A 12770-nucleotide genomic window follows, 5' to 3' on the forward strand; every position below is an offset into this window, starting at 1 on the left:
TGGAGGCCCTGATTGTGTTCAGGATCTCTTTTTGCAATCGATTCGTCCACTTATGCCGCATAGCTGGCCCCAAGGAAATCACGCCTTTATGTTCGCAAAGGGGCCGACTGCGGTCATGGTGGCATCTGCTCTAAACATCAGAAGCTAAATCCGCCGGCTTTCTACCCGCCATCCCGTGGCCACCTATCTTACTTCGTTTAGGCTGCCCTCCCTGATGGACTTCTTGAGGGCCACAATATCCACTTTGCCGGAGGCGAGGACCGGAATCTTGGCGACGACGATTTCGGAGGGTATCGAGAGTTCGCTCATCCCATGTTCTTTGAAGAAGGGGATCAGTTCGGACTTTGTCGCCTTTTCGTTTTCGGTAACGAGGACGATCTTCTCTCCCTTCCTTGCACTCGGCACGTTGACCGCTGCGGAAACGTATCCCGGCCAAAGCTTTGTGACGACGTTGGTGACAGCCGTCGTGGACACCATCTCCCCGCCGATCTTGGCGAAGCTTTTCGCGCGGTCGATGATGGTGATGAAGCCGTCCTTGTCGACCTTCACGATGTCGCCCGTGTCGTGCCAGCCGTCGACCGGAGGCTCGACAACGCCGGGGTTTTCGAGGCTCAGGTAGCCGGCCATGACGTTGGCTCCGCGAACGAACAGCCGATCGCCCATTCCTGGCTCGTCTTCGAAGCGTGCCTCGATGCCGGGCAGCAACCTACCCACGGACCCGACTTTGTTTGCCATCGGCGTGTTGAGCGCGATGACCGGTGCGCCTTCCGTGACGCCGTAGCCCTCGAGAATATGCTTCCCGAACTTGTCCATATAGAGCGCTCGCGTGCCCTCCTCGACTTTGGCGGCGCCGGCAAAAATGTAGCGGATGGACTGAAATTCGTCGGTGTCGGCCGCGCGCGCATAGCCGTTCAGGAACGCATCGGTACCAAAGAGAATTGTTGCATTCGATGAGTGGATCGCTTCCGGGACTTTTCTGAAGTCGGTCGCCTTTGGGAACATGAAGACGGGGACACCGTAGAGCAATGGAAGAAGCGTTCCGGCCGTGAGACCGAAGGCATGGAACACAGGCAGGACGTTGAAGACTTTGTCGCTTTTGTTGAACTCAATCCTCGAGGCAGACTGGGTGGCGTTCGCAAGGATGTTATGGTGGGTAAGAATGACGCCCTTTGGAACTCCCTCCGAACCCGAGGTATAGAGGATGATCGCATGATCGCCGACCTTTGCAGGTCTGACCGGCCGACGTCGCAACAGAAATCCCTTGATCTTATCGAAGCGTGAAATCTCACCCCGCACGCCCTCCAGGTAGAGCACCTCCACGAACTTCGACATATCGACAATCAGGTCATCAAGCTTGGCACGCTTGATGAATTGCTTGGACGTCAGAACGGTCCTTAGCCCGGCGACTTCGCAGGCGATCTTGATGTTCGCGACACCGGCCGTGAAGTTGATCATAGACGGGATCTTTCCGGCAGACATCAGGCCAAGGGTCGCGATCGCTGCTCCATTGCTGTTTGGCAGCATCACGCCGATATGATCGTCGGCAAATCTGGCGGAAAACTTGGCTCCGAGAACGCGCATCCCAATCAGGAGCTTGCGGTAGCTGATCGCGCCGTCGATCGGGTCTTCGATGATCAATTTGTCTTCGCCGAACTCCCTGGCGGAGTTGATCATCTCTTGGATAATTGTCCCTGCTTTGCCTGGCGTATCGAGAACAAGCTCGCGCATGGCCGCGTGAAGCCCGGCTCCGCCATGGAGCCGCCGTTTGCGGTCGTCGATGTCTTCCGGGATGGCGAGTTTTACAGGCACCATGGTCTCTACCTTCAGAAACGCCTACCTCTCACCTTTAGCATATTTAGAATGGCTATCTGAGGATTGCCGCCAGAGAGATTCGGCTTGCCCAAAGTATCCCCTCCAGAACATTCAAAATGCTCTATCTCAAGCTCTGGCAGAAGTCTGCCTTTGGCGCGCAAAGGTGCCACCTCGTCAAGTTGTCCGGCTGTCCGTTTTCGAGAGGACGCCATGATTCGTTTAACGGCCGAAATGAGGGCGCATTGCAGACGGAAAAGGGGCCGTGAGCGGAATGTCGGGTCCCAGCTAAATGCTCAACAAACCGGATAGCGAAGTGATCGTGCCAGAGGAATGCTGGGTGGTGAGCAAGCGATGACGAGAGCGCCGTAACGCGCGCCTTCTTTCAAAATCCGCCGAACCTAGTGGCCTGAGCATTTCCTTCTCGAAACCGATCCAGTCCTTAGTTGTCAGGGAATGCGGCCTTCGGGATCGGATCACCTGCCTTGACGGCCTTGACGGCGGAACGCAAGGCGGACTGGACCGCTGGGGTGTCGAACAACGGCATGGACACATCGTACAACGCCGCGCGCGCAGCCGCTCGCCCCTGCTGTCTCCAGATCTGCATAAGCTGCTTTGTCCGCCTGTACGCGTCAGCAGGACCTAAACGGAGCCGTTCAGCGAGTTCGTCCGCCGTCTTCTCCAAATCCCCGTCGTCGACTAGCCAGTTGACGACGTTCCAGTTCGCCATCTGTGCCGCATCGACGACCTCGGAAAGGAAGACCATCTCGATCGCCTTGTTGCGCCCTATCCGTTCGGCGAGCTGATAAACCCCGCCTTGAAGCGTCATGATTCCGAGAAACGCTTCCGGAAACATGAAGTGCGCCGAGGTGCCCGCGACGATAAGATCACAGCCGAGCGCCAGCTCGAACCCTCCGCCCATGCAGCCGCCCTGGACGACCGCGATGGTCGGGATAGGAAGCTGCTCAAGTAGATCGATCGCCCGGGCATAGACCTCGACTCGCGGGCGCAGATCGCTCGCCCCGATGTCGGGCCAGTCCCGGATATCGCCGCCGAGGCAGAAATCAGGCCCTGAGCCTTTTACCAGCAACACGCGCGCTTTGCTCGAGGCCACCTTCTCAAATGCGGCGAGTATTTCTTCGCGCATCTGGAAGTTAATGCGGTTGCCGCCAGGGTGGTTGAGCGTGACCGTGGCGATCGTGTTTTTAAACTGGAGATCGACGAATGACATTCGACACCTTTGACCTTTCCTAGATCTCGACGAGCAGCTTCCCGAAATTGCTTCCCTCGAGCATTCCGATAAATGCCCCTGGAGCGTTCTCGAGACCCGAGATCACGTTCTCCCGGTAGTGAATCCGCCCTTCGGCAATCCATCTGGAGACGTCGTCCAGGAATTTCGGACGTTGCGCAGCGAAATCGGAATTGATGAACCCGGTCACGGTTATCCGTCTCGACAGCAATTCGTTCATTGTCGCTGGAAGAAAATCGTGGGCCGGCGTGCTCCCGGCGCTGTATTGCGCTATCAATCCGCAAAGAGGCACACGGGCGTGCATGTTGAGCAGCGGCAACACCGCCTGCCAGACGGCACCACCCACGTTCTCGAAATAGATGTCGATACCGTCGGGACAGGCGTCGGCGAGCAACGCTGGAAAGTCTGGCGCGCGGTGATCGATTGCCGCGTCGAACCCAAGCTTTTCGCGTACGAACGTGCATTTTTCAGGGCCGCCGGCGATGCCAACCGCCCTTGCACCTTTGATCTTGGCCAACTGGCCCACGAGCGATCCGACCGGACCGCTAGCGGCCGCGACCACGACGGTCTCACCCTGTTGCGGGCGGCCAATATTCTCCACACCGGTATAGGCGGTGAAGCCAGGCATGCCCAGGATGCCCAGTGCCGTGGTCACGGGTTGGAAGCGCTCGTCCAACCTGGCCAGTTGTTGCCCCGCCAAGACAGAGTGCGTGACCCATCCCGTGCGCGCCAGCACGAGTTCGCCCGGTCGAAATCCGGAATGACGGGATTCCAGCACTTCCGCAACAGCCTCGCCTACCATCACGCCGCCAACGGGAGTCGGTGGTCGATAGGACTTCCTGTCATCCATCGTACCCCTCATGTAGGGGTCGAGCGATAGATAGCGTACGCGAAGAAGGACCTCTCCATCTTCCAGCGCGGGGACGGCAAAGCTTTCGAGGCGGAAGTCAGAGGTCAGTGGCTTGCCGTGAGGGCGGCAGGCCAAGACTACACGCCACCCATGGAGTCTTGGGATATTCATGGCAGGTCCTCTCGTTGAGTCGATCGCGACGAAGGCATGGCCGCCAGTGGGCCTGGCTACGTGTGGCCGCGCCGGCCACACGCCTTCGAGGGCCGACGACCGGTTAGCCGGTCTGACGGGCTCTACGGACACTTTCCGCGAATCCCTTGATGGTGAACCCGTCCGGAAGCGCATCAATCAGAACAATGTCCGAGATCGAGTTGTTCAAGCGAAGGGGGAGGATCGCCTGGTACTCCTTCGACCTGTACCAGGCGGTCACGGCCTCGCGGCTCGGAAATTCCATCAGAACCACGGCCCCGGGCCAACTGCCCTCGAACAAGTCGACCGGCCCTTGAGCCAGCCATTTGCCGCCGTGAGGTGCAACGGTCGCTTCCACCTGTTCGAGATAGGAAAGCGCGGCGTCGTTCGGTATGTCGCCAGGAATGCGCAGATGGTTGATAAGATAGGTTGTCATCGCCTTTACTCCTTGAAAAACGTGGACGTCGACTGAGGCGAAGGATGCGCTGCGGGCTAGCGCCGGACAGACTCTCCCTCTGCGGGATCGAGGATCGACCCCACATCTTTGCTGCTGCCGGGCCGCTCGCGAGTTTATCGCTCGCAACGGCATTTGAATCGGGGTGCGACGAGAGTGACGCTTTGACTGCCGGAAGGAGCCCGCAACCGAGGACCGAAAGGACTGTCGGAAGGCATCACGTTCGAAGCCTAGTGGAGATGGGAGCTTGCCTGTCGATTGATAAGGAGCGATGCTTTCGAGACACAATCAAATTCAAGTTGATAATCGATGCTTGATGATCTCAACGAACTGAAGACCTTTCAAAAGATTCTTGCCGAAGGTTCACTGTCTGGAGCCGCTCGTGCGCTCGGCACGAGCCTGGCGGTGGTCAGTAAGCGGCTTGCGACACTTGAGCGAAGGACAGGTGTCCGCCTCGTGAACCGGACTACGCGTTCCCTATCTCCGACCGAGGAAGGCGCGCGCTTCTTGGTGCATGTCGATAGTGCGCTCGAAGCGTTGCTTGCTGCGGAGGAGGGACTTGTGAGAGGGAGGGATGAGCCCGTCGGATTACTTCGCGTGAGTGCGCCGGTGACATTGGGAAGGCGTCATGTCGCACCTGTTCTTGGAGACCTCTGCCGCCGACATAGCCAATTAAGCGTTTCGCTGACACTCAACGATTTGCTGTCCGATCTGGTGGGAGAGGGTATCGACGTGGCAGTCCGAATAGGGGTGCCAGCGGAGAGTTCGGCGGTGATGCGCAAACTCGCGGCTAACGAACGGATATTGGTGGCTTCGCCTGATTATCTCGACCGTGTTGGCCGTCCATCCCATCCGTCTGAACTGAAGTCGCACATATTGCTGGGACATTTGACCGTTGCCACGCCTTGGGCACTCGCGGGTCCCGGTGGAGAACAGCACAGGCTGACGGCGGAGCCCCGGTTTTGCGTCGACAACGGCGATGCCATCCTTGATTGGGCGTTGGCCGGACATGGTATCATGAACAAGTCGCAGTTGGACGTTGCGGAGGATCTTGGGACTGGGCGCCTGGAGCGTGTCTTGCCAGCATGGACAGCAGGTAACAGGCCAATCGTGGCGCTGTTTCCATCCGCAAGACATCTGCCGACCAAGACTCGCGTATTCCTTGACGAGATGGTCAAGAGATTGTCGATGTAAGCCGCTATCGCGGACCGAAGACCAACAGAATAAAGACAAAAACTAGGAGCATCGCGCTCGTTATCGAAAACGTGGCTATTGCGCCGTTGCTGAGCAGAATGGGAACTAGTGCGATAGGCATGAGAGCCGAGCTAACGCGACTGGAAGCCCATCCCCAGGAAACGGAACTCGCGCGCCGCTCAGTCTCAAACAATTCCGCCGCGTAAAGAAGCAGGACGGGGAGCAGCAGAGACGAAGCCAACACAACCACGGTGGCTGAGGCCACCAGCCAGAACGGGGACTGGGCGACAGCAAAGAGCATGCTGACGATGGCCATCACGGTCGCGCTCGCGACGATAGTCGCCCTGCGATCGTACCGATCAATCATAATGCTTCCAATGATTGTCCCGGCGATTGGGGCAATGCTCGACCCGCCCACGTAGAGCAGCGAGTCCTTTACGTTGACGCCTTTCTGAAGCAGTGCCGGACCCGCGAGGAGCGGGAAGCCGAAAATCGCCCAGGCCGGCAGGAATAGGGCGACCAGAACAAACACAAGACGGCGACGGTGTTCGTGATTGATCGCTGACGTCTGTATCGCCAAGGGCTGGCTAGCATCTATCTCCTTTGATAGACGGAGCGACGCTTGAGAGCCTTGCAGCATCAGGGGGATTTTTCCCAACTGATCGGCTTTCCCCTTTTGGAGAAGCCAGCGGGGCGATTCAGGGATCAGGCAGAACATCAGGGCACAGATGGCGGCAGCGATCCCTACGACAACGAACGCCCAGCGCCAGCCGGCAATCCCGAGAGGAGCAAGAGGCGTGAGCCATGCTACCGCGACCAGCACAAGCGGCGGGCTGAGGTTGGCGAATGCAATAACGATCATCAGCATCGTCCCACGTCGCGCCGGCGGCAGGATTTCGCTAAGATATACAAACAATAGCGGTGGGTATGCGCCGAGTGCGAGGCCAGAGACGGCGCGCAGAATAGTTAGGTGGGTGATTCCTTGCGGAAGTCCGGCAGCCAAGGACGTGATCGCCATGATAAGCATTGCGGCAATCAGCATCGTTCGCCGACCATACACGTCGCCAAGGCTACCAAATAATGGAGCTCCAACGATTGCGCCCACATAGGCGGCGGCAAGAAGAAGTGTGAGTTGCTCGCTCCCGATCGCGTTCGGCGGCGCTGCCATTACGGTAGAAAGGACGCTCCCCAGCGCCACTTCGGCAAGATCGATTGATAGTCCGAGCGAGCAGACCGCCATAACTAAGAATTGAAGGCCCGTAATCTCAGAATTGCTATGGTCGGAATTCACCGGGCTAAGCTTCCTATGCTCCAATTTCCCGACTTGAACAACGCCGTGCTGCGGTTCGATGCTTGGCCAATTAGCAGGAATATCGGCATTTACCATCGGGAACAAGCCGTCTAGTTTGATTGTGCGACGCAAGCTGGAATGGCTGGTGGGTTGGTTAGAACGCGTAAGAAAACGCAAGGCTGCATTTCACCCGGAGGCGGGGTATGAGTGACAGACGTGAGGTTGGAGAGGTTCTTTCCTTTGGCACCTTTCGCCTGTTCCCTCCTAAACAGTTGTTAACTAAGGAGGGAGAGGCGGTCGCGATCGGTGGACGCGCGTTCGACATCCTCGTCGCGTTGACCGATCGACCAGGTGAGGTCGTGAGCGCTCGTGATCTCATAGACGCCGTATGGCCACGCGTAACTGTAGACGATTCCAATCTTCGCGTTCACATGACGGCGCTCCGCAAAGTGCTGGCCGCCGATAAAGACGGCCGTCGTTACATCGTCAATGTCCCCGGTAGGGGTTATTCCTTCGTCGCGCCGGTCCGCCGTACCAGCCTCGATAACGTCCCTTCAAGCGCCGTTCCCGAGAAGTCCGCCTTATCTCAACGCCTTCCGGCCCCTCCGCAGTTTCTCCTCGGTCGGTCGGAAGCCATTGCCACCCTTTCGTCGCTACTTTTGGCTAAGCGCTTCGTCACCCTCGTGGGACCGGGGGGTATCGGAAAGACAACCGTCGCGGTGGCTGTTGCCCGCGCGTTGAGCGCTGAATTCGGCGACGATGCGATTTTCTTCATCGATCTCGGTTCGCTAAACGATGCGGCTGACATTCCAAGTGCGGTCGCATCGGCTCTCGGATGCCTTGTTCAGGGATCCGACCCAGACCCCTGCATTCAGGCATTTCTCGCCGAACGACGGACGCTGATTATCCTAGACTGTTGCGAGCATCTGGTTGATGCGGTCAGTCGTCTATACGAGCGCCTCTATCTGGCCGACACTGGTACCCATCTGTTGGCAACCAGTCGTGAGGCGCTTCGAGTCGATCACGAATACGTGTATTTACTCCCGCCTCTTGACGGTCCGGAAGACGGTGTTACGTCGGCCGCAGAGGCGCTTGCCGTTCCCTCAGTGCAGCTTTTTATGAAGCGGGCGTTGGCGGGAGGCTATAGGACCGAGCTTACGGATGGCGAAGCATCAACGGTCGCAAAGATCTGCCGCCGGTTGGACGGCGTTCCGCTAGCGATCGAACTCGTTGCAAGCCGCGTCCCTTCCTACGGTCTTGCGGGGGTTGTGGATCTCCTCGAAAGCGAACACGGGTTTCTGCTGTCGGTACGGCGCGTTTCATCGCCCCGGCAGCAAACACTTCAGTCGATGCTCGACTGGAGCTTCAATCTCCTGTCGTCAGAAGAGCAGCTAGCTCTCTGCCAGTTGGCTGTCTTTGTCGGCAATTTTCCGCTGGTGGCCGCACATGACATCGCAAGTACAGCGGGTGCTTCGACGCATGCGGTCAACGCAATTATTGCTAGCCTGGTTGATAAATCCCTACTGCAAATCGAGGTCACGGATCGGGGCGTCCACTATCGCATGTTTGACACCACGCGCGCGTATGCCGCGGCCAAGCTCGCTGGAACTCCCGATGCTGAAGCAGTCTACAGGCGCCACGCCCGTTACTATGCTGAACTTCTGAAAGCCACAGCGACGGATGGGTCACTTCTCGATGGGCGGAGTGCGGCCGCGTACGCCCGCTATGTTACAAATGTGCGTAAGGCCTTGCAGTGGAGCTTTTCGAGCCCGCCTGACCGTGACCTCAGTGTTGAACTCGCGGCGAGGGCCGCACCCTTGTTCGTCGAAGTGTCGCTGTTCGCTGAATGCAAGCGGTGGTGTCAACTCGCGCTCAACGCGTTTGATAATGCTCATCGCGGTTCGAGGCAGGAATTGGAATTGCGGTCGGCGCTGGCGACGGCGCTGTCATACACGCGAAGCTCTGCCGAGGACATTAAGTCGGCCGTCGAGCGTGGCTTAGAGCTTGCTGAGACTTTCCAGGATTGGCGTCTGCAGCTTCAGTTGCTCGGCGATCTCAGTTTCTCGCTTATACGGAGCGGCGATTTTCGAGGCAGTCTGGAGGCTACTCAAAGGGCTGCGGCGGTCGCCGAAACCAGTGGCGATCCTCTATCAAGGGCAATCACCGCGTGGAGCGTCGGGACGGGACTACATCTGACGGGAGATCAGGTCGAGGCGTTGCGTTTTAGCGAACGTGGATTCTGGCTTTCCTCGGACTTCAGAAAAGACGAGATCGGTTTCTTCGGCTATACTCAACGACTTGCATCACTTGCTGCGCGTGCTCGAGGTCTTTGGCTGTGTGGATTTCCCGATCAAGCGAGGACGACCGCCCGCCAGGCAATTGAAGAGGCGTTGGAGTTCGAAAATCTCGACTCGCGCGGAATTGCGCTTCGCCATGCAATCCCGGTTTTGATTTGGTGTGGCGACGCGGATGAGGCGTTGAAAGTTGTTGATATTTTTGCCGAACAGACGCGGAAATATGGCCCGTCGCTGTTCCATGCAGCGGGCCTCTCGCTGAGGGGCGAGATCATGCTGCTCAAGGGTGACCCGGTCCTCGCGACTACGCTCTTGAAGGATGCACTGAGCGCTGGCGACGCTGCGTTGGGACCTATAACACCCTTTGCGACGAGACGCGCATTGGCGGAAGGATTGGCGATTTGCGGTCAAGCGGAGAAGGCGCTTAGTATAGTCGACGACGTCCTGATGCGACTCGAGCGATCAAGCCTGTCGCTGTGGTGGCCCGATCTATTGCGAGCAAGAGGAGAGATCTTGCTGGCACAGCCAAGAGTAAATCATCAGGCGGCGGAAGCATCGCTTTTGTCTGCGATGGAGGCTGCCCGCAGACAGTCTGCTCTAAGCTGGGAACTTAAGGCCGCGCTTCCGTTGGTGCGCCTGTGGGTCGAACAGGGAAGGATCGACGACGCGAAGGCGTTGATCGAACGCAACTATCTACGGTTCACCGAAGGATTTGAAACCCCTGACCTTGTCGCGGCAAGGCAATTGGTTGTTGAACTCGCCCATCGAAGAGGCACGAAATCTCTTCCGCCTCACAGCGATCGACACTTTGACTGAGCGTCTTTGCTATCGCGAGTCAAGCTCCGACTGGAGGTTAACCTTAAGTTTCAAGGTGTTAGCCAGCGGTCAGTTCCACAATTGCGGGTTTTCCCGGGCCATCTTCTGACGAGCGAAGCTTTCTAGTGTTGCGGTAGATATCGGCGGCACCTCCTGCTGCTTTTCCGAGCGTTGTGCGCACCTCAAAGTGGAGGTCAGCATCCCCGTAAAATCCCGAGCTAAATTTTCGGTTGGGATGCAGGAAGGGGTTCCTCATCATGCGGTCCTCCTCGCGGAGTTCCGATGAGAGAGCTTCCCAGCTTCAGTTAAATCCGCAGGATCCGCAAACAAGACGCCGCAGATCGAAGACTGTGTTTCGTCTCCAAATCTGCAAGGTGCGATCGGTGTGTGCAATGACCGCTTCCGGCGCAAAAGCGACTAGATCGGTGCCCGCGAAGACGTTCGCTTTCAGGAAAGCGCGACATCGCCACCTGTGGCCGAAATGCGGTCGCATAGTTGCTTCCGCTGAGAGACACGACCCCGCTCGGGGCGAGGCCGCGCCTTTTCAGATCTCTGTATGCTCCGCCAATTCCAGCGCATCCCCTATGTCGACCCCCAGGTACTTGACGGCGTTCTCGATCTTGGTGTGTCCGAGCAGGATCTGGATTGCACGAAGGTTGCCCGTCGCCTTGTAAATCATCGCGGCCTTCGTGCGTCGAAGCGAGTGTGTTCCATAGTCCTCGGGTCTTAGGCCGATAGCGGTCACCCACTCGTCGACAAGCCGGGCATATTGGCCAGTGCTAAGATGGTCGGCCTGATCGACTCGACTGGGAAAGGCATAGTCATCGACTGTTCCTCCCCTCCTCTCAAGCCAGGCAAGCAGGCTTGCCCTGACCTCGGTCGTGATTTCGAACTGCACGGGACGTCCAGTCTTTTGCTGGACGACCATAGCACGAGTTCGAATTTCCTGGCCCGTGACGAAGGTCCCGATTTTGATCTTAACGAGATCGCAGCCGCGGAGCTTGCTGTCGATGGCGAGATCGAACAGCGCACGATCTCTCATCCGCCCTTCTCGGTCTAGGAAGAAGCGGATCGCCCAAATCTGGCGCTGCTTTAGGGGCCTCTTGACGCCAACTTGTCGGCCAGCGTTCCAAGCCGGTCGGCCCAGTGCGGCGGGATCATATTGTGCGATACCCATTTTGATTCTCCTTAGGCCACCATTGGCCGTGGGAAGAACGTGTGAGTTCATTCACTGCGGGGCCGTTTGCTGACCGGCCGCTGCAAGGACACCGAACACGAAAAGCGGACGTCAGAGTTCTTGCCGTGAAAGTCTGTGATCGGCCCGAAGCGGACATATCACCTCCGTGTTACCGTTGCGTACTTACGTCCTCGAACAATCCCAGCAAAACTTCCCGCACTGGCAGCATCGAAGCTCCGCAAAGCCTTGGTTCTGCTACTTCAACTCAACCCGCATGCACATCTTCACGCACTTGAAGGCAGCGTCTAACGGCAAGACAGGTCTCGGGCTCTATCCTGACGGCATGGTAGAGACCGACGGAATGGTCGGCGAACTACTAAAGTTGGTCGATGATCTGGGCGTCGCCGACGACACCATCGTCGTCTATACGACCGATAACGGCGCGGAAGTGATGACCTGGCCAGACGGCGGCTCGACGCCCTTCAGAGGCGAGAAGGCGACAAACTGGGAGGGCGGCTTCCGTGTTCCCTGCCTCATCCGCTGGCCGGGTGTGATCAAGCCTGGGACCATCGTGAACGATATGTGCGCGCATGAGGATTTCATCCCGACCTTCGCCGCAGCGTCAGGCGAGCCCGATCTAGTTGAGAAACTCAAAAAGGGACACACACTCAACGGCAAGCAGTTCAAGGTGCATCTCGATGGCATGAACCTCCTGCCGTTTTTCAAGGGCGAGGCTGAGAAGTCTCCGCGCGAGGAGTTTCTGTATTGGAGTGACGACGGGGACCTGATGGCGATCCGGGTCCGCGAATGGAAAATCACCTTCATGGAGCAGAACACCGAGATTGGTCCGCAAACGCCGGTGGGCGTCTGGCAGGGCGACTTCACCAAGCTGCGCGCGCCCAATACCTACAATCTGCGAGCAGACCCGTTCGAGCGGGCGACATCCAGTATTTCCTACGGCGACTGGCTCGCTCGTCATGTATTCTTGCAAGTGCCAACGCAAGCTATCGTCGCGAAATACATAGAAAGTTTCAAGGACTTTCCGCCGCGAGCCAAAGCGGCAAGCTTCACTGTAGGCGACGTGATGGAAAAAATCACGATAGGCACCCCAAAGTAGAACTGACGGTCAGAAATGGATGTCGGATAAGCGAACCCAGAGCGCCTGCGGCATTCCTGTCGGTTTGATGGCAGAGCAAACGGCGTAGCATGACAAGCGTCGGCTTACGGTGGAGCTAGGTCATCCCGTTCAGACTGGGAATGGCTCCTTTTGGCGCAAAGCGGCCGTAAAGTGTCGGCTGCTCGCTGGCCAATTCCAGTCCTGCTGACCGCCGAAGTGAAAAACCGTTTCTCGCGATCTATGGTATGACTTCACCTAGTCCCCTCGCTCAACCAAAGCCGGAGCCGTGCGATGCCTTTCAACGATAGGTCAAAGCATATTACCGAGGGC

10 protein-coding genes are annotated in these 12770 nt (G+C 57.8%); 3 read left to right on the forward strand and 7 right to left on the reverse strand.

The genetic code is table 11. From position 1 onward, the window contains the following. Nucleotides 1-183 precede the first annotated feature (183 nt). The 4 genes from EV286_RS28980 to EV286_RS28995 form a co-directional block, all read right to left on the reverse strand. Complete coding sequence (locus EV286_RS28980; protein ID WP_132960714.1) at nucleotides 184-1812, reverse strand: AMP-binding protein; 1629 nt, start codon at nucleotides 1810-1812, stop codon at nucleotides 184-186. A gap of 439 nt (nucleotides 1813-2251) precedes the next feature. Then, the gene (locus EV286_RS28985; protein ID WP_132960715.1) at nucleotides 2252-3040 is read right to left on the reverse strand and encodes an enoyl-CoA hydratase/isomerase family protein; all 789 of its coding nucleotides are present in this window, start codon (nucleotides 3038-3040) and stop codon (nucleotides 2252-2254) included. Between the two features lie 19 nt (nucleotides 3041-3059). Next, complete coding sequence (locus tag EV286_RS28990; protein WP_132960716.1) at nucleotides 3060-4079, reverse strand: NADP-dependent oxidoreductase; 1020 nt, start codon at nucleotides 4077-4079, stop codon at nucleotides 3060-3062. A 103-nt stretch (nucleotides 4080-4182) separates the two neighbouring features. Continuing rightward, a complete protein-coding gene (locus EV286_RS28995) occupies nucleotides 4183-4533 on the reverse strand; it encodes a DUF1330 domain-containing protein (RefSeq protein ID WP_132960717.1) in 351 nt (116 codons plus the stop codon). 327 nt (nucleotides 4534-4860) lie between these two features. On the opposite strand from EV286_RS28995, the gene EV286_RS29000 reads away from it, so the two are divergent. Beyond that, on the forward strand, nucleotides 4861-5745 hold the full coding sequence (locus EV286_RS29000) for a LysR family transcriptional regulator (protein WP_132960718.1): 885 nt from the start codon (nucleotides 4861-4863) through the stop codon (nucleotides 5743-5745). A gap of 4 nt (nucleotides 5746-5749) precedes the next feature. Here the strand turns inward: EV286_RS29000 and EV286_RS29005 are convergent, their stop codons facing one another. Continuing rightward, a complete protein-coding gene (locus tag EV286_RS29005; RefSeq protein ID WP_132960719.1) occupies nucleotides 5750-7132 on the reverse strand; it encodes an MFS transporter in 1383 nt (460 codons plus the stop codon). Nucleotides 7133-7239: 107 nt separating this feature from the next. On the opposite strand from EV286_RS29005, the gene EV286_RS29010 reads away from it, so the two are divergent. Next, entirely contained in the window at nucleotides 7240-10146 is a 2907-nt protein-coding gene (locus EV286_RS29010) for a winged helix-turn-helix domain-containing protein (RefSeq protein WP_132960720.1), read from the forward strand. A 58-nt stretch (nucleotides 10147-10204) separates the two neighbouring features. Here EV286_RS29010 and EV286_RS29015 read toward each other — a convergent pair whose 3' ends face one another. Both EV286_RS29015 and EV286_RS29020 read right to left on the reverse strand, forming a co-directional pair. Then, nucleotides 10205-10405, reverse strand: coding sequence for a hypothetical protein (locus tag EV286_RS29015; RefSeq protein WP_132960721.1), 201 nt, complete (start codon nucleotides 10403-10405; stop codon nucleotides 10205-10207). A 285-nt stretch (nucleotides 10406-10690) separates the two neighbouring features. After that, entirely contained in the window at nucleotides 10691-11323 is a 633-nt protein-coding gene (locus EV286_RS29020; RefSeq protein ID WP_132960722.1) for a tyrosine-type recombinase/integrase, read from the reverse strand. 175 nt (nucleotides 11324-11498) lie between these two features. Between EV286_RS29020 and EV286_RS29025 the strand changes: the two genes are divergently transcribed. Then, complete coding sequence (locus EV286_RS29025; RefSeq protein ID WP_245500869.1) at nucleotides 11499-12440, forward strand: sulfatase-like hydrolase/transferase; 942 nt, start codon at nucleotides 11499-11501, stop codon at nucleotides 12438-12440. Nucleotides 12441-12770: the final 330 nt, after the last annotated feature.

Source organism: Rhizobium sp. BK251, from assembly GCF_004345245.1.
GTDB lineage: Bacteria > Pseudomonadota > Alphaproteobacteria > Rhizobiales > Rhizobiaceae > Rhizobium.